Origin of the sequence: Streptomyces sp. NPDC006923, from assembly GCF_040635655.1 — a bacterium.
Taxonomy (GTDB): Bacteria; Actinomycetota; Actinomycetes; order Streptomycetales; family Streptomycetaceae; genus Streptomyces.
Map to the genome: position 1 here is coordinate 1 of NZ_JBEYIF010000024.1, position 16,991 is coordinate 16,991.

General features: G+C 70.3%; 15 protein-coding genes. 9 read left to right on the forward strand and 6 right to left on the reverse strand.

Annotated features, from left to right (window positions below; all coding sequences use genetic code 11):
- Nucleotides 1-16: 16 nt before the first annotated feature.
- Nucleotides 17-1,210: an argininosuccinate synthase gene (locus ABZ707_RS30625; RefSeq protein WP_360181163.1), complete on the reverse strand. Its 1,194-nt coding sequence runs from the start codon at nt 1,208-1,210 to the stop codon at nt 17-19.
- A gap of 154 nt (nt 1,211-1,364) precedes the next feature.
- On the opposite strand from ABZ707_RS30625, the gene ABZ707_RS30630 reads away from it, so the two are divergent.
- The 6 genes from ABZ707_RS30630 to ABZ707_RS30655 all read left to right on the forward strand — a co-directional run bounded on the left by ABZ707_RS30630 (nt 1,365) and on the right by ABZ707_RS30655 (nt 7,467).
- Nucleotides 1,365-1,961, forward strand: a complete 597-nt coding sequence (locus ABZ707_RS30630; protein ID WP_360181166.1) for a pyridoxamine 5'-phosphate oxidase family protein — start codon at nt 1,365-1,367, stop codon at nt 1,959-1,961.
- Nucleotides 1,962-2,354: 393 nt separating this feature from the next.
- On the forward strand, nt 2,355-3,080 hold the full coding sequence (locus ABZ707_RS30635) for a L,D-transpeptidase family protein (RefSeq protein WP_360181169.1): 726 nt from the start codon (nt 2,355-2,357) through the stop codon (nt 3,078-3,080).
- Nucleotides 3,081-3,198: 118 nt separating this feature from the next.
- Complete coding sequence (locus ABZ707_RS30640; protein WP_360181172.1) at nt 3,199-3,918, forward strand: GntR family transcriptional regulator; 720 nt, start codon at nt 3,199-3,201, stop codon at nt 3,916-3,918.
- Nucleotides 3,915-4,922 carry an ADP-ribosylglycohydrolase family protein gene (locus ABZ707_RS30645; protein WP_360181175.1) on the forward strand — a complete coding sequence of 336 codons (1,008 nt, stop codon included), beginning with the start codon at nt 3,915-3,917 and terminating at the stop codon, nt 4,920-4,922. The genes ABZ707_RS30640 and ABZ707_RS30645 overlap by 4 nt, the downstream gene beginning before the upstream one ends.
- 98 nt (nt 4,923-5,020) lie before the next feature.
- Nucleotides 5,021-6,487 (forward strand): cytosine permease, encoded by a 1,467-nt coding sequence (locus ABZ707_RS30650; protein ID WP_360181178.1) that lies wholly within the window; start codon nt 5,021-5,023, stop codon nt 6,485-6,487.
- A complete protein-coding gene (locus tag ABZ707_RS30655; RefSeq protein ID WP_360181181.1) occupies nt 6,484-7,467 on the forward strand; it encodes a PfkB family carbohydrate kinase in 984 nt (327 codons plus the stop codon). The genes ABZ707_RS30650 and ABZ707_RS30655 overlap by 4 nt, the downstream gene beginning before the upstream one ends.
- Before the next feature lie 55 nt (nt 7,468-7,522).
- On the opposite strand, the gene ABZ707_RS30660 is transcribed toward ABZ707_RS30655, so the two are convergent.
- From ABZ707_RS30660 to argC, 5 genes are read right to left on the reverse strand one after another with little or no spacing between them, the layout of a single operon-like run.
- Entirely contained in the window at nt 7,523-8,059 is a 537-nt protein-coding gene (locus ABZ707_RS30660; RefSeq protein WP_319681470.1) for an arginine repressor, read from the reverse strand.
- 7 nt (nt 8,060-8,066) lie between these two features.
- Nucleotides 8,067-9,266 carry an acetylornithine transaminase gene (locus ABZ707_RS30665; protein WP_360181186.1) on the reverse strand — a complete coding sequence of 400 codons (1,200 nt, stop codon included), beginning with the start codon at nt 9,264-9,266 and terminating at the stop codon, nt 8,067-8,069.
- Nucleotides 9,263-10,204: an acetylglutamate kinase gene (argB, locus tag ABZ707_RS30670; protein WP_360181189.1), complete on the reverse strand. Its 942-nt coding sequence runs from the start codon at nt 10,202-10,204 to the stop codon at nt 9,263-9,265. Before argB ends, ABZ707_RS30665 begins: the two co-directional genes overlap by 4 nt.
- Nucleotides 10,201-11,355 carry a bifunctional glutamate N-acetyltransferase/amino-acid acetyltransferase ArgJ gene (gene argJ / locus ABZ707_RS30675; protein ID WP_360181192.1) on the reverse strand — a complete coding sequence of 385 codons (1,155 nt, stop codon included), beginning with the start codon at nt 11,353-11,355 and terminating at the stop codon, nt 10,201-10,203. Before argJ ends, argB begins: the two co-directional genes overlap by 4 nt.
- Complete coding sequence (gene argC, locus ABZ707_RS30680; protein WP_360181195.1) at nt 11,352-12,389, reverse strand: N-acetyl-gamma-glutamyl-phosphate reductase; 1,038 nt, start codon at nt 12,387-12,389, stop codon at nt 11,352-11,354. Before argC ends, argJ begins: the two co-directional genes overlap by 4 nt.
- A 352-nt stretch (nt 12,390-12,741) precedes the next feature.
- On the opposite strand from argC, the gene ABZ707_RS30685 reads away from it, so the two are divergent.
- The 3 genes from ABZ707_RS30685 (at nt 12,742) to ABZ707_RS30695 (ending at nt 16,985) form a co-directional block, all read left to right on the forward strand.
- Nucleotides 12,742-13,419: a TnsA-like heteromeric transposase endonuclease subunit gene (locus ABZ707_RS30685; protein WP_360181198.1), complete on the forward strand. Its 678-nt coding sequence runs from the start codon at nt 12,742-12,744 to the stop codon at nt 13,417-13,419.
- A gap of 867 nt (nt 13,420-14,286) precedes the next feature.
- Nucleotides 14,287-15,705: a hypothetical protein gene (locus ABZ707_RS30690; protein ID WP_360181201.1), complete on the forward strand. Its 1,419-nt coding sequence runs from the start codon at nt 14,287-14,289 to the stop codon at nt 15,703-15,705.
- A complete protein-coding gene (locus ABZ707_RS30695) occupies nt 15,702-16,985 on the forward strand; it encodes a TniB family NTP-binding protein (RefSeq protein ID WP_360181204.1) in 1,284 nt (427 codons plus the stop codon). Before ABZ707_RS30690 ends, ABZ707_RS30695 begins: the two co-directional genes overlap by 4 nt.
- The last annotated feature ends 6 nt before the right edge of the window (nt 16,986-16,991 follow it).

Below are 16,991 nucleotides of genomic sequence, written 5' to 3' on the forward strand. Positions count from 1 at the left end.
GCCGTGCGAAGGGGGATCAGGCGAGGTCACGCCGTGCGGCGATCTTCGACGAGAGGCCGAAGATCTCGATGAAGCCCTGCGCCTTGGACTGGTCGAAGGTGTCGCCCGAGTCGTAGGTGGCGAGGTTGAAGTCGTACAGCGACTCCTCGGACTTCCGGCCGGTGACAACGGCCCGGCCGCCGTGCAGGGTCATCCGGATGTCGCCGGTGACATGCTGGTTGGCCTCGTTGATGAAGCCGTCCAGGGCGCGCTTGAGCGGGGAGAACCACAGGCCGTCGTAGACCATCTCGCCCCAGCGCTGCTCGACCTGCCGCTTGTAGCGGGCCAGCTCGCGCTCGACGGTGACGTTCTCCAGCTCCTGGTGCGCGGTGATCAGCGCGATGGCGCCGGGGGCCTCGTACACCTCACGGGACTTGATGCCCACGAGCCGGTCCTCGACCATGTCGATACGGCCGATGCCCTGGGCCCCGGCCCGCTCGTTGAGCTGCTGGATCGCCTGAAGGACCGTGACGGGCCTGCCGTCGAGGGCGACCGGGACGCCCTCCTTGAAGGAGATGACCACCTCGTCGGCCTCGCGCGCGACGGCCGGGTTCTGGGTGTACTCGTAGATGTCCTCGATCGGCGCGTTCCAGATGTCCTCCAGGAAGCCCGTCTCGACGGCGCGCCCGAAGACGTTCTGGTCGATGGAGTACGGCGACTTCTTGGTGGTCGCGATCGGGAGGTTCTTCTCCTCGCAGAAGGCGATCGCCTTGTCGCGGGTCATCGCGTAGTCGCGGACCGGGGCGATGCACTTCAGGTCGGGGCCGAGCGCGGAGATACCGGCCTCGAACCGCACCTGGTCGTTGCCCTTGCCGGTGCAGCCGTGGGCGACGATGCCGGCGCCGTGCTTCTTCGCGGCGGCGACGAGGTGCTTGACGATCGCCGGCCTGGAGAGCGCGGAGACCAGCGGGTAGCGGTCCATGTAGAGGGCGTTGGCCTTGATCGCCGGGAGGCAGTACTCCTCGGCGAACTCGTCCTTGGCGTCCGCGACCTCGGCCTCGACCGCACCGCAGGCGAGCGCGCGCTTGCGGATCACGTCCAGGTCCTCGCCGCCCTGGCCGACGTCCACGGCGACGGCGATGACCTCGGCGCCCGTCTCCTCGGCGATCCAGCCGATGGCGACGGAGGTGTCCAGGCCGCCCGAGTAGGCGAGTACGACGCGCTCGGTCACGGGTATCTCCTTACGGTGCATTCACTGATGGGTATAACTATGCAGTGCACCGTATTGTTTTGTCAACGCGCGCCGGCGCGGGCGGCGGGCGGGGACGGTCCGTCCCCGGGGAAACCCCTGTGCCCTCCGGTCGCGGGCGCGGATAATCCACGGCATGGGAAAGCGCTACGAACGGATCGACGGCCGCATTCGTACCTTCATCGAGCAGCAGCCCGTCTTCTTCACCGCCACCGCACCACTGGCGGACGACGGCCATGTCAACCTCTCGCCCAAGGGGCGCGCCGGGACCCTGGTCGTCCTCGACGAGATGACCCTGGCCTACCTCGACTTCGGCGGCAGCGGCGCCGAGACCATCGCCCATCTGCGGGAGAACGGCCGCATCACCCTGATGTGGTGCGCGTTCACCGGACCGCCCAAGGTGCTGCGGGTGCACGGCCGGGGCGAACCGATCTTCCGCGACGATCCGCGCTGGGCCGAGTACATCCCGCACTTCAAGGACGCCGACGGGCCCGCGGCCCGCGCCGTCATCCTGATCCACGCGGAGCGCATCGGTGACGCCTGCGGCTTCGCCGTCCCCTTCATGGACTACCGGGAGGAGCGCACCCAGCACGCCGAGCACTTCGCCAGGAAGTCGGACGAGGAGTTCGCCGCGTACTGCGAGAAGAAGGACCATGTCGGGGTGAGCCTGGACGGTCTGCCCGCGCTGCCGCTGCCGCTTCCGTCGCGAACGGATGCCCAGGGCGTGTTGTGAAAGGAGCGCCGTCCGCCCCCTGGGGCGGGGCTCGCGGCGTCTGGTGCGTGCGATCGCAAGGCGGAGGATCGTTCGCGTACTGGATGTACCGGATGTACTGGGACGACTCCGACCACGCGGCGAGCGTGCGTGCCAGGCGTCGCAGGCCAGGCGGGGACTTTCACAACACGCCCCAGGGTCCCGCGCGGGACGGGCCCGGGGGCCGCGCGGACGCGGGCCGGACGTGGCCACTCCGCGCGTTCGGCCCAGGACCGGGAGGCGGATTGCGCGCGCCCCCGGGCGGCGGCCGGGAGACGCGCCGCACGGCGGGGACCGCCGGAGATCAGCCGAACGGGTCACGGCCGCCCGGCCCGTCGGGAGGCCGGGGCGCCGTTCCCGGCGTACGGTCCGGCCATGCGCACCGTTCTTGCCCTCGGCTCCGTTCTGCTCGCCGTCCTCACCGGCACGACCGTGTCCCCGGCGGTGCCGTCCGCCCGGGCGGCGTCGGCCGCGGCGCCGCTTCCCGCGCGGATGGCGGACACGGGCGGCGGCAGCCAGCTCATCACGGCGCAGGCGCCTCACGCGGGAGCGACCAGGGGCCGGGTGATCTGGTGGGACCTGCGCCACGGGGACTGGGTGCCGGTGGGGTCGGCCGCCGCGCGCTTCGGAGCCGGCGGGCTGGTCCGGGGCAGCGAGCGGGTCCAGGGCACCTCGACCACCCCCACCGGGCTGTACCCGCTGCCGTACGCCTTCGGGACCGCGCCGGAGCCCGCCGGCACGGCGTACGGCTACCGCGCCGTGACGGAGGAGTCCTGGTGGTGCCAGGACAACGAGGCGCGGGAGTACAACCGCTGGGTGGAGGGTCTGCCCGCGGACTGCCGGGCGAGCGAGTCCGAGCGTCTGGCCGACTACCGCGAGCAGTACGCGCACGCCCTGGTCATCGGCTTCAACTACGACCGGCCGGTGCGCGAACGGGGCGCCGGGATCTTCCTGCACGTCGACGGCGAGGGCGCCACCGCGGGCTGTGTGTCCGTACCGGCGGAGGCGATGCGCCGCATCCTGGCCTGGGCGGATCCGCTCCGCGCACCGCACATCGCGGTCGGGACCCCGTCGGGGGCCACGGCCATCACACGCTACTGACCACGGCTCCTCACGCCTCGGGACCCCGGCCACGGAGGGCCCGCGCGAAGGAATCGGGCGCTAAAGAATTCCGTTGCGGACTATGGACCCCGGGAGCGTGTCCGCTTACTGTTCATACATGCCTGGACAGGTACACAAGCATCATCGCATCGCCCGCGTTCTCGCCGACGAGATCCGCTCCGGCGTCCACTCCGACGGCAGCCGGCTGCCGGGTGAGCACGCGCTCACCCAACGGTTCGGGGTCAGCCGCACCACGCTGCGGCAGGCGCTCCACGTCCTGGGCGAGCAGGGCCTCATCTCCACTCACGCGGGCATAGGCTCCTTCGTCACCTTCGACGGGACGCCGCTGGACAGCCGTCTCGGCTGGACCCAGGCACTGGCCGGCCAGAGCACCGAGCTGACCACGGAGGTCCTCCGCTTCGAGACCGTCACCGATCCCGGGCTGGCCGGGGAGCTGGGCCTGGAGTCGGCCGCCTTCATCGCGCTCGACCGGGTCAGACGGCTCGCCGACGGGCAGGGCGTCTCGCTCGAACACAGCAAGGTGCCCGCCGTGGGCGAGCTCGCCCGGCTGCCCGAACAGGGCCTCGACGGCGGCTCGCTGAACAAGGCGCTCATCGCCGCGGGCCGCGTCACCGACTCGGGCGAGGGCCTGGTCTCCGTGCGCGGGATCGACGCGGCCGAGGCCGCCGTACTGCACCGCTCTCCCGGCGAGTCCTTCCTCCATCTGGCCCAGGTCTACCGGGCCGCCGACGGGACGGTCGTCGAGCAGGTCAGCAGCCTGCTGGACCCGGCCCGCTTCCAACTGCGCCTCCACTCGGGCCGGGGAGGCCACCTGTGACCGGCCGGCTCGACCGCGCGCTCGGCGCGTACTACGGACTCGCCCTCGGTGACGCGCTGGGCATGCCCACCCAGGTGATGTCCCGGGAGGACGTCGTACGGGTCTACGGCACCCTCACCGGATTCGAGCCGGCGCGCCCGGACAACCCGGTCAGCGCCGGTATGCCGGCCGGATCGGTCACCGACGACACCGACCAGGCCGTCATCGTCGGCAGGCTGATCGTCGAGGGACGGGGCCGGATCGACCCGCTGCGTCTGGCCCAGGAACTCCTCGACTGGGAGAAGGAGATGAAGGCCAGGGGCTCCTTCGATCTCCTCGGCCCGTCGACCAAGGCCGCGCTGGACGCCGTCGCCCGGGGCGTGCCGCCGGAGGAGGCGGGCAGATACGGCACGACCAACGGCGCCGCCATGCGTGTCACCCCGGTCGGTATCGCCTTCGCCGCCGAACCGGCGGCGGACTTCCTCGACCATGTGGTGGAGTCCTGCCAGGTCACCCATGACACCACCGTCGGCATCGCGGGCGCGGCGGCCGTCGCGGCGGCCGTCAGCACCGGCGTGGGCGGTGGCACGCTGGACGAGGCCGTCGCCGCCGCGGTCGCCGCCGCCCGGGCCGGAGTCCGGCGCGGGCACTGGATCGCCGGGGCCGACATCGCCTCCCGGATCGAGTGGGCGAGCGAGTTGGTGCGGGGGCTGCCCGAGGCGGTCGCGCTGGACCGGGTCTGCGCGCTCGTCGGTACCAGCGTCGCCAGCCAGGAATCGGTGCCCGCGGCCTTCGCCGTGCTCGCGATGACCGGCGGCGATCCATGGCGCAGCGCGCTGCTGGCCGCCAATCTCGGCGGTGACAGCGACACCATCGGCGCCATCGCCGGCGCGGTCGCCGGGTCGGTGGCCGGGCTGTCCGCGCTGCCCGCCGAGGCCGTTCACACCCTCCGTACCGTCAACGGTCTTGAGCTGGAGCCGCTGACGGCGGACCTGCTCGAACTCCGGCGGGACCCGCCCCGCTGAGCCTGCTCTTCCCCTTCACCCCCTCTCCGCCGAAACGTTTCTTCTGCCCCTGTCCCCGTCCCCGTCCGCCACTTCGCATCACGCAAGGAGGTCCCGTCATGACCGCTTCGACGACGAACGATCGCGTCGGCGCCATCGAGACCCGAGGCATTGAGCCCGTCCCCGACGATGAACGGCGCGGCCACGCCGGCCAGATGTTCTGGACCTGGTTCGCCGCCAACATCAGCATCCTCGGGCTGCCGCTCGGCGCCACTCTCGTGGCCTTCCGCGGGCTGAACATCTGGCAGGCGGCGCTGGTCGCCGTCGTCGGGTCCTTCGGCTCCTTCGCCCTGGTCGGTGTGGTCAGTCTGGCGGGCAAGAAGGGCGGCGCGCCCGCGCTCACCCTGTCCCGCGCGGTCTTCGGGCAGCGCGGCAACGCGGGCCCGACCCTGATCACCTGGATGAGCCGGGTGGGCTGGGAGACAATCACGACGACCACCGCCGCGTACGCGCTGCTGGCCCTGCTCGGCACGGTCTTCGGCGTCGGCCGGAACACCGTCCTGACCCTGGTCTGTCTGCTGGTCTTCATCGTCTGCACGCTGCTGATCAGCGGTCTCGGCCATGCCACCATCATGTGGATCAACAAGTGGGCCACGGTCGTCTTCGGCGTTCTCAACCTGGTGGTGATGGGCTTCCTGGTGGCGACAGTCGACTGGACCAAGGTCCTCGACGCCCCGACGGGACCGGCCAGCGGGGTCGTCGCGGGAATCGGCTTCATCGCCGCCGGTACCGGGATCGGCTGGGCCAACGCGGGTGCGGACTACGCGCGTTATCTGCCGCGCGAGATCCCGGGCCGACGGCTGGTCGTCGCCTCCGCGTTCGGCGCGGGCATCCCGCTGGTGCTGCTGATCTCGCTCGGTTCACTGCTGTCGGCGGACGATCCGACGCTCGCCACCTCGGCCGATCCGGTCGCCGCCATCAACGCGATGCTGCCGTCCTGGATGGCGATCCCCTATCTGATCGCGGCCTTCGGCGGGCTGCTGATGTCGAACCATCTCTCCACGTACTCCGCCGGGCTCACCATGATCACGCTGGGCCTGCGGGTGCCGCGTCCCCTGGCCGTCGCCCTGGACGTGGTGCTGATGTTCGCCGGCGGCATCTACCTCATGCTGATCGCCAAGGACTTCTACGGACCGTTCTCCACCTTCCTGACCCTGCTCGCGGTGCCCATCTCGGCGTGGGTCGGTGTGATCCTGGTGGACTCGCTGCGCGGCCGTACATATGACGCGGAGGCGCTGATGGACACCGGCCGCACCAGCCGCTACTGGTACTCGGGCGGCTTCCATCTGCCGGCGGTCCTCGGCTGGGTGGCGGCCATCGCCGCCGGTCTGCTCTTCACCACGGCCTCGACGAGCGCCACCGACGTCTGGTTCGCGGGCCCGCTCGCCGACTCCTGGCTCGGCGTGAACGGCCTGGGCTGGGCCATCTCGATGGCCGTCGGGGCGGCGGTCTACGCGCTGTCCGGCCGGCGGAGCGGCACGGCGCCCGCGCCCTCCGCACCGGCTCTCCAGGAGGCCGGACGGTGAGCGGCCGGGAGCCCGGCCGCCGGCTGGTCCTCGCCGGGAATGTGATCGCCGATCTGGTGATCGAGATCCCCGAACTGCCCGAACGCGGCAGTGATGTGATCGGCTCGCGCACGGAACTGACGGCGGGCGGTGGTTTCAACACCCTGGTCGCGGCCCGGCGCCTCGGCACGGAGGCCGTCTTCGCCGGGCTGCACGGCACCGGACCGTACGGCGACCTGGTGCGTGAGTCGCTCGCCGCCGAGGACATCGGGACGCTGCTGCCGGTCCGGGAGGACGGTGACACCGGATTCACCGTCGCCCTGGTCGACGGAGGCGGTGAGCGCACCTTTGTCACCAGCTTCGGAGTCGACGCCCGGCTGACGGAGGCCGAAGTCGCCACCGTCGCCGCGCGGTTGGGACCCGGCGATCTGGTGCAGCTCTCCGGCTACGGCCTGGTGATGCCGGTCAACGGCCCGCTGCTGTCCCGTTTTACGACGGAGCTGCCGGCGGACATGACCGTCTGCTTCGACCCGGCTCCGCTGGTGGCCGACATTCCGGAGAAGGTCATCGCGCCGGTGCTGGCCCGTACGGACTGGCTCAGCGCCAACGCCCGCGAGGCACGGCTGATGACCGGCCACGACGATCCGCGCACGGCCGCGACGGCGCTGCGGGAGCGGCTGGCGCCGGGCGCGGGCGTGCTGGTACGGGCGGACAAGGACGGCTGCTGGCTGGCCGCGCCCGGCGAACCGCCGGTGCGTGTGCCGGGCTTCCCGGTCAAGGCCGTGGACAGCAATGGCGCGGGCGACGCCCATGTCGGCGCGTTTCTGGCGCTGCTGGGCCAGGGGCACGATCCGCTGACGGCGGCTCGGGGCGCGAACGCCGCCGCGGCGTTCGCGGTGACCCGGCGCGGCCCGGCGACAGCCCCCGGACGCGCGGAGCTGATCTCGTTCCTCGGCGAAGACCCCCTGGCGGAGCGGCTGTTCGGCGCCACTCCATCCTGACACTTCGTCAGATCCAGGGCTGACGTACCGTCAGGTGGTCTTCGCGCGGCGGCGGTCAGCGGTCGTTCTGGGCCAGCTTCAGCAGATGGTCCGCGAGGGCCTGGCCGCCCGCCGGGTCCCGGCTGATCAGCATCAGGGTGTCGTCCCCGGCGATGGTGCCGAGGACATCGCTCAGTTCGGCCTGGTCGATGGCCGAGGCGAGGAACTGGGCCGCACCCGGCGGTGTCCGCAGGACGACGAGATTGGCCGATGCCTCGGCGGAGATCAGCAGTTCGCCGGAGAGCCGGCGCATCCGCTCCTCCTTCGCGGACCCGCCGAGCGGGGCGTGCGGGGTGCGGAACCCGCCCTCGCTGGGGACCGCGTAAATCAGCTCGCCGCCGGTATTGCGGATCTTCACCGCGCCCAGTTCGTCCAGATCGCGGGAGAGCGTCGCCTGGGTGACACTCAGCCCGTCGTCCGCGAGCAGCTTCGCGAGCTGGCTCTGCGAGCGCACCGGCTGCCGGTTGAGGATGTCCACGATCCGGCGATGGCGGGCGGTTCTGGTCTGCGGCACGGACTGCCCGCCGTGCTCGGTGTCCTGGGCCTCGGTCATCGTCGTCTCATTCCCTGGATCGTCCGTCCCCGTAGCCGCTGTCGAGGATGCCGGGCAGCGCCTTGAGCAGGGTGTCCACCTCGTCGTCGCCGATGATCAGTGGCGGCATCAGCCGCACGACGTCGGGGGCGGGCACGTTCACCAGGAGACCGGCATCCTGAGCCGCCTGCCGCACCTGCGGCGCGAGCGGCTCGGTGAGCACGATACCGAGGAGCAGCCCGGCGCCGCGGACATGGGAGACCAGCGGGTGACCGAGCGCCTCGATACCGTCCCGCAGCCTCTCGCCGAGCCGCTTGACCTGGTCCAGGTGACCGTCGGCGGCGAGCGTGTCGAGAACGGCGAGTCCGGCGGCGCAGGTGACCGGGTTGCCGCCGAACGTCGTACCGTGCTGGCCCGGCAGAAGCAGATCGGCGGCCTCGCCGAAGGCCACCGTCGCACCGAGCGGCAGCCCGCCGCCGAGGCCCTTGGCCAGGGTCACGATGTCGGGCTCCACGCCCTGGTGGGCCTGGTACTCGAACCAGTGGCCCGTCCTGCCGATCCCGGTCTGGACCTCGTCCAGGACCAGCAGGGTGCCGGTGGCGCGGGTGATCTCGCGGGCGGCCTCCAGATAGCCGCGGGGCGGCACGACCACGCCCTTCTCGCCCTGGATCGGCTCGATGATCACAAAGGCCGTCTCCTCGGTGACGGCGGCCCGCAGCGCCTCGGCGTCTCCGTACGGGACATGGCTGACATCGCCGGGCAGCGGCAGGAACGGGTCACGCTTGGCGGGCTGGCCGGTGAGGGCGAGCGAGCCCATGGTCCGGCCGTGGAAAGCGCCGTCGGTGGCGACCATGTGCCGTCGCCCGGTCAGCCGGCCGATCTTGTACGCGGCTTCATTGGCCTCGGCGCCGGAGTTGCAGAAGAACACCCGGCCGGGCCGGCCGAAGAGCTGGATCAGCCGCTCGGCGAGCGCCAGGGGCGGCTCGGCGACGTAGAGGTTGGAGACATGGCCGAGCTCGGCGATCTGCCGGGACACGGCCTCGACGACAGCGGGATGGGCGTGCCCGAGCGCGTTCACCGCGATCCCGCCGACGAAGTCGGTGTACGGCCTGCCGTCGGCGTCCCAGACGGTGGCGCCCGACCCGCGGACGAGGGACAGCCCCGGCGTGCCGTAGTTGTCCGTCATGACGCCCCGCCAGCGCTCTACGAGCTCCTGGTTGCCGGTCACTTCGCTCCCCCTTCGGATACGTGCGGTGCGTGCGGTGCTTCCGGTACGCCGCGGCCGTCGGGCACGACCATCGTGCCGATGCCCTCGTCGGTGAAGATCTCCAGCAGGATCGCGTGCGGGACCCGCCCGTCGATCACCCGGGCGGTGGTGACGCCGTTGCGTACGGCGAACAGACACCCCTCCATCTTCGGCACCATGCCGGCGGACAGCTCGGGCAGCAGCTTCTCCAACTGCGTGGCGGTGAGCCGGCTGATCACGTCGTCGCTGTGGGGCCAGTCCTCGTACAGCCCCTCGACATCCGTGAGGACCATCAGCGTCTCGGCGCCCAGCGCCGCGGCGAGCGCGGCGGCCGCGGTGTCGGCGTTGACGTTGTAGACATGCCCGTCGTCGGCGCTGCGCGCGATGGAGGAGATGACCGGGATCCGGCCGTCCGCCAGCAGCGCCTCGATCGCGCCCGTGTCGATCGCGGTGATCTCGCCGACGCGGCCGATGTCGACCGCTTCGCCGTCGATCAGCGGGCGGTGCTGGGTCGCGGTGATGGTGTGCGCGTCCTCACCGGTCATGCCGACGGCGAGCGGACCGTGCTGGTTGAGCAGGCCGACCAGTTCGCGCTGCACCTGTCCGGCCAGCACCATGCGGACGACGTCCATGGCCTCGGGCGTGGTGACCCGAAGCCCGGCCTTGAACTCGCTGACCAGGCCGTGCCGGTCGAGCTGGGCGCTGATCTGGGGGCCGCCGCCGTGCACGACGACCGGCTTGAGGCCGACCTGCCGCAGAAACGCGACGTCCTGCGCGAAGGCGGCCTTGAGGTCCTCGTTGACCATGGCGTTGCCGCCGAACTTGATGACGACGATCCTGCCGTTGTGCCGGGTGAGCCAGGGCAGTGCCTCGATGAGGATCCGCGCCTTGGGCAGGGCGGTGTGCTTGCGGGCGGTCATGAGCTGTACGCGCTGTTCTCGTGGACGTACTCGGCGGTCAGGTCGTTGGCCCAGATGACGGCCGACTCGGTGCCCGCGGCCAGATCGGCGGTGATCCTCACCTCGCGGTAGCGCATGTCGACCAGCTCGCGGTCCTCCCCGACCGAGCCGTTCTTGCAGACCCAGACGTCATTGATGGCCACATTGAGCTGGTCGGGCTCGAAGGCGGCAGCCGTCGTACCGATGGCGGAGAGCACCCGGCCCCAGTTGGCGTCCTCACCGTGGATGGCGCACTTGAGGAGGTTGTTGCGGGCGATGGAACGGCCCACCTCGACGGCGTCGTCCTCGGTCGCGGCGTTGATCACCTCGATACGGATGTCCTTGGACGCGCCCTCGGCGTCGCCGATGAGCTGACGCGCGAGATCGGCGCAGACCGTACGGACGGCCTCGGCGAACTCGTCGTACCCGGGTGTGAGGCCGGACGCACCCGAGGCGAGCAGCAGCACGGTGTCGTTGGTGGACATGCAGCCGTCGGAGTCGACCCGGTCGAAGGTGGTGCGGGTGGCCGCGCGCAGCGCCGTGTCCAGCGCCGGCGCCTCGATGTCGGCATCGGTGGTGAGGACGACGAGCATGGTGGCGAGGCCCGGTGCGAGCATGCCCGCGCCCTTGGCCATGCCTCCGACCGTCCATCCCTCGCCGCCCGCGACGGCGGTCTTGTGGACGGTGTCGGTGGTCTTGATGGCGATGGCGGCCTTCTCGCCGCCGTGGGCGGAGAGCCCGGCCGCGGCCTTCTCGATCCCCGGGAGCAGCTTGTCCATGGGGAGGCGCACGCCGATCAGTCCGGTCGAGGCGACCGCGATCTCACCGGCGCCCCGGCCGCCGAGCACCTCGGCCGTCTTCTCCGCCGTGGCGTGGGTGTCCTGGAAGCCCTGTGGTCCCGTGCAGGCGTTGGCGCCGCCCGAGTTGAGCACCACGGCGGTGATCTCGCCGCCCTTGACGACCTGCTCGGACCAGAGGACGGGCGCCGCCTTGACGCGGTTGGAGGTGAAGACACCCGCGGCCGCGCGGCGCGGACCGTTGTTGACCACGAGGGCCACGTCCGGGTTGCCGTTCTCCTTGATCCCGGCGGCGATGCCCGCCGCCGTGAATCCCTTCGCTGCGGTGACGCTCAAGGTGCCACTCCAATCATGGAGAGTCCGGTGTCCTCGGGGAGTCCGAGGGCGATGTTCATGCTCTGTATCGCGCCGCCCGCGGTCCCCTTGGTGAGGTTGTCGATGGCGCTGATCGCGATGATGCGGGCCGCCGACTCGTCGTATGTGACCTGGATCTGTACGGCGTTCGAACCGTAGACGGACGCCGTGGCGGGCCACTGTCCCTCGGGCAGGAGATGGACGAACGGCTCGTCCGCGAATGCCTTCTCGTACGCGTCCCGTACGTCCTGGCCCGTGGTGCCCGGCTTCGCCTTGGCGGAGCAGGTGGCGAGGATGCCGCGGGGCATCGGGGCGAGGGTGGGCGTGAAGGAGACGCTGACCCGCTCCCCGGCGGCCTCGCTGAGGTTCTGGATCATCTCGGGGGTGTGCCGGTGGCCGCCGCCGACGCCGTACGGGGTCATGGAGCCCATGACCTCCGAACCGAGCAGATGCGGCTTGGCCGTCCTGCCGGCGCCGGAGGTCCCGGACGCGGCGGTGATCACGGCCTCGGGCTCGGCCAGGCCGGCCGCGTAGGCCGGGAAGAGCGCGAGCGAGACGGCCGTGGGGTAGCAGCCGGGCACCGCGACGCGCTTGGACCCCTCCAGCGCGGCGCGGGCGCCCGGCAGTTCCGGGAGGCCGTAGGGCCAGGTGCCGGCGTGCGCGGAGCCGTAGAACCGCTCCCAGTCCGCCGGGTCCTTCAGCCGGAAGTCGGCGCCCATGTCGACGACAAGGACCTCCTCGCCGAGCCGCTCGGCGACCGCCGCGGACTCACCGTGCGGCAGTGCGAGAAAGACGACATCGTGCCCGGCGAGCGCTTCGGGTACGGTCGGCTCCAGGACGCGTCCGGCCAGCGGCAGGAGATGGGGCTGGAGCCCGCCGAGCCGCTGGCCCGCGTTCGAATTGCCGGTCAGGGCGCCGATCTCGACGTGGGGATGGGCGAGCAGCAGTCGGAGTACTTCACCGCCCGCGTATCCGCTCGCCCCCGCCACCGCCGCGCGTACCGTACCTGCCGCCATCGAAAACCCTCCTCGGTAATGGCATGACTATACGTTTCGCCGCAGCTTTATGCAATGAAGTAGGCGCGAGAGGCCGCCGGGTGCGACGGAGATTTTTAGTTGGCACATGGAGAACGCTGGTTGGCAAATCTTGATCCCCTCACGCTGTGTTGCGGGCAGTACCAGCGAAACGCCCCCGTCGCCGGTCGAGTGGTGCTTCTCTGGATGAGTGGGCGAGGCAGCGAGAGCGAAGATCCCGTCGGATTCAAGTCAGCTGGACCACCTTGTCACGGCGTACGACGGGGACGCCGGACTGCGGGATCGGCTGCGGCTCGGGGACGACTGGCCGCGTCGGTGGAGTTCGACGTGGCAGGTGGGCGCCGACGAGGTCTGCTGGCCGGTCCGGGACATGGCTCACCTACCGGTGATGTCGTCCCGGCCGATGCGGGGGTTCACGTGGCGGGCGAAGCAGCGGCACCGCCCTGGCCTGGAGGCGATGGCGTCAGCGGGCGGGAAGCATGGCTTCGAGTCGCTGAAGGAAGTGAGCCTGCTGGTCGCGCTGGACTTCTTGAGGGCATCGGAGGTGCTGTCGCAGCCGTTCCGGCTGGACTTCGAGCATGCGGGCGGGCATGCCTGGCACATCCCGGACTTCTTGGCCGTGATCGGCGGTGGGATGTGGTTGCTGGACGTCCGCCCGATGGAGCTGATCAAGGAAGAGGACGCGCTGAAGTTCGCGGCGGCCAGGGAAGTGGCGGTTGCCTGCGGCTGGCGGTACTCGGTGGTCGCGGGCTGGCGACCGCATGTCTGGAGCGTCCTTGACCACCTGTCCTCGCGCCGGCGGCCGGCGAGGGACCTTCTCGGCATGCGCGAGCAGCTGCTCACCGCTATCAGCGGGCAGCAGGGGCAGGCGATGACGTTCTCCGACCTGGCGGAGGCGACCAGCGTGCCTTCCGTTGGCCGGGCGAACATCGTCCGGCTGCTCTGGCACCGCGAGCTCGGCGTTGACCTGGGCAGTCCCTTGCGCCACAGTTCACTGATCTGGGCGGTGTGATGGCAGCGAGGGGGTTCTTGCAGATCGCGCCAGGTAGGCGGGTCGCGCTCAATGGCGTCGAGTGGACGGTTGACGACGTCCACGGCCAACTCGGCCGGCTCGTCCTCGTGGATGACGACGGCCGCGCGGAGACCCGCTCGTTCCGTTGGCTCATCAACCATGCTGACCTGCGGCTTCTTCCGGCAGTCGAGTCGGGGCGCCCGCCGCCGGTCGCCCGGCAGCCGAGGACACTGGCCGACTTGACCAAGGACCAGTTAGAGCGGGCCCGGCTGCGGGCGGCGCACGTGCTGGAGGCCGAGACGGGGTTCCGGGAGGGCCACCCGGCTCGGGCCCTGCCGGGTGAGCCCCGGCCGGCCTACGACCCGGACCGCACGACGTTGACTCAGCGTCGGTACGCGAAGGCTGCGGAGATAGAGGCGATGCCCCGTCCGGAGGCGGTCCGGTGCGGTCTGCAGCACCTCAGCTACCGGACGCTGGTACGTCTGTCGGGACTGGCGGGCGACAGTCTCCTGCTGGCCTGCGCGGACGGGCGCTGGACGCGGCGACGCAGCGGGCACCGCACCATCACGAAGGAGGTCCGGGAGGCGATCTTCGCAGTAAAGGCCGAGTGCGGCCCACGCGCCCGCCTGAGCCAGGGTGCCAAGCACCGGTTGATGCACCAGTACATGCGTGAGCGGTTCCCGACGTTTCCCACTGAGAAGATTCCTTCACGCTGGGACGCTCGCGGCCGTCTGGAAGGAGTGGTTCGGGCCCAGCGGAGCCCGTCCGCGTTACGGGCGGACGGCGGAGGCGGCCGCGGAGGCCGGGGTCTCCGGCCGGGTGGTGGTCCACAGGCCGGGCCAGGTTCTGGTACTGGACTCGACCCCGATGCCGGTGAAGCTGCGCGAGACCGTGTTCGGCGACGCGATCACCGCGACGCTGACCCTCGCACTCGATCTCTACACGCACGGGCTGCCGGCCTTCCGGCTCACGCTCCAGTCCGACACCTCGGTCGACATCGCGATGCTGCTGCGGGACGTGATGCTGCCGCTTCCGATGCGGGACGGCTGGGGCGAGGACATGGAATGGCCCTACGCAGGGGTGCCGGCCGAGGTGATCGCCGAGTTCACCGGGCACCGGGTCGCCGCTCTGCCGTTCTTTGCCCCGGAGACAGTCACCACCGACCACGGCGGCCCCTACAAGAATCACGACCTGGTGGAAGCCGAAACGGAGATCGGCTGCCGGGTCCTGCCTGCTCGCGTCCTGCGGCAGACCGACAAGTTCGCGGTCGAGCGCCAGTTCCTCACCATCCAGACCATGCTCTTCGAGCACCTGCTGGGATTCACCGGCGGTGACGTCGCGGAGCGCGGGGCCGACCCGGAACGCGATGCGAGCCTCACACTCACGCAAGCCGAACACGTCATCGCCACCTGGATCGTCCAGATCTGGCAGAACAGAAAACTAGGCGAATACGCTCCAAGCTGGGCGCCTGGGGAAAATCACAGCCCCAACACCCTGTTCGTCGCGGCGATGGAACAGGGCGGCTTCGATCTGGACTTTCCTGAGCCGGGCTTCTACTACAAGGTTCTGCGCAAGCACCACGTGAAGATCCATCCGCGACGCGGAGTGAAGATCCTCGGGCTCTGGTATCACCACCCGGTCCTGGACGAGCCGCGCTTCCAGCAACCCTCCGCCCGGGGCGGCAAACACGCGGGCAAGTGGGTGGTCCGCAGTGACCGGAGGGACCGCCGGCAGGTGTTCTTCCAGGACCCTGCCGACCACGAGACCTGGCACATTCTGCGCTGGAGAGGGCTGCCGCCCGAAGGTGAGATCCCTGCTTTCTCGGACAAGACTGCCGACGCCCTGCTGACACGCGTGAGGGCGAACAAGATCAGGATCCATTCCGAGAGCGAGCTCCTGGAACATCTGCTCGGGATCCTCGGCTCGGTCACCCCAGTCGACCAATGGCCCAGCCAGGCCAAGAGGAAGGCCGGAAAGAAGCAGCGCGTCGCCCAAGCCCGCGAGATCACCCGCGCACAGGCTGCGGCCGCTGACCGCCCCGCCGCACCCGCCATCGCGGATGAGCCAGCTCCGGCTGAGATGCCCGCAGCCTGGGCCGAGCACGCCCGCACGATCGACCACGCGGTTGACGCCGACCGCCGTCGACGACGCGAAGAAGCCCTCGCCGACGTCAAGCCCGTGGCCCCGGCAACGCTGCAGGAGGCCCTGAACCGGCGTCCCATGTTCCGGCTTCCGCCCCCCGACGACTCGGAAGCCGATACACCTGTCCAGGAGGACCACACGTGACCCGAGCCCTCTCTCACGATGATCCGCTGGACGGTCTGCCTTCACGAGCCAGGATCGCCGAGCTGATCCTGGGCAGCCGCCCGCCCCTCGACACCTACGTTGGCTGGCAGCACTACCGCACCCACTACGACCTACTCGTCCCCGCTCCGACGACCTCCCCGCAAAAGTGGTCGATGCTCCCTGAGAGCCGCCGGTACGACTACGACCTCTACCGGGAGCTGACGAACGCGAACCTCCCGCTGCAGGACACCCCCATGTATGACAAGGTCGGCAAGCTGATCCGGCGCCGGTTGAGCGGCAACACGAGGAAGAAGAACGACCCGACCCGCGCCGGCGTCATGATCAGCGGCTGGGGCAACTACGGCAAGACCGCGTCTGTTTGCTCAGCCGGGGCCCTCTTCGAAAAGCAGTGGCTTGAACTCCACAGCCACCTCAACCCCCAGGCTCTGCCGGGCACCCGCGATCTCCACGCACCGGTCGTCTATGTCTCGACCCCGGTGACAGCAACGCCGAAAAGCCTTTGCACGTCGATCTTAGGCTTCTTCCGGGCCCCGACGCGCAAGTCGGCCACGCTGCCGGAACTGGTACGGCAGGTCGCCGACTCCCTTTACGACCATGGCGTCAAAGCTCTGATTCTGGACGACATCAGCCGGCTGCGGATGCACAGAGCCGACGACCAGGACGACCTCGACCTGATGCGGGCCCTTATGAGCCTGGACGTCACTCTGATCCTGACCGGCGTCAACATCTCCGGCATCGGGCTGCTGCGTGAGGCCAAGTGGAACAAGAAGACCCGGCAATGGGAGATGCCACCGCTGGAGTCGACCCGCATCCACGGTTTGGAGGTCACCCAGACGGAACACCGCTTCGAGCTCATCGAGATCGACCGGTTCCGCTACACCACCCCGAAACAGATCGTGGCCTTCGTCAATCACCTGAAGGGAATCGAGAAGCACCTGCGGCTGATGAACGCGACGCAGGGCATGCTCACCGGCGGCGGTATGCCGGAGTACTTGATGCGTCGCACCGGCGGTGTCATCGGCCTGCTGGGACGCCTACTCGAAGACGGCGCCCAGGAAGCCATGGACTCCGGGAAGGAAATGATCGACGAGAGCCTGCTGGACGAGATCGTGCTCCGGCGGGACGAGCCCGAGCAGCCGCCGGACGAGCCCATCATCCCGGCCGCCCCGCGGACCGCCGTCAAGAAGGCCACGCAGGCGAAACGACCCCGGAACACCGTTTTCGATGACCCTGGCCCGTCTGCCCGCGCGGGCGCCTGACGGATG

Excerpts from the sequence above, each read along its gene's own strand:
- ABZ707_RS30660 (WP_319681470.1), bottom strand. The coding sequence starts at position 8,059 with ATGACCGAGGCCCAGGACACCGAGCACGGCGGGCAGTCCGTGCCGCAG.
- argB (WP_360181189.1), bottom strand. The coding sequence starts at position 10,204 with ATGACCGCCCGCAAGCACACCGCCCTGCCCAAGGCGCGGATCCTCATC.
- argC (WP_360181195.1), bottom strand. The coding sequence starts at position 12,389 with ATGGCGGCAGGTACGGTACGCGCGGCGGTGGCGGGGGCGAGCGGATAC.
- ABZ707_RS30650 (WP_360181178.1), top strand. The coding sequence starts at position 5,021 with ATGACCGCTTCGACGACGAACGATCGCGTCGGCGCCATCGAGACCCGA.
- ABZ707_RS30690 (WP_360181201.1), top strand. The coding sequence starts at position 14,287 with ATGCCGGTGAAGCTGCGCGAGACCGTGTTCGGCGACGCGATCACCGCG.
- ABZ707_RS30640 (WP_360181172.1), top strand. The coding sequence starts at position 3,199 with ATGCCTGGACAGGTACACAAGCATCATCGCATCGCCCGCGTTCTCGCC.
- ABZ707_RS30635 (WP_360181169.1), top strand. The coding sequence starts at position 2,355 with ATGCGCACCGTTCTTGCCCTCGGCTCCGTTCTGCTCGCCGTCCTCACC.
- ABZ707_RS30630 (WP_360181166.1), top strand. The coding sequence starts at position 1,365 with ATGGGAAAGCGCTACGAACGGATCGACGGCCGCATTCGTACCTTCATC.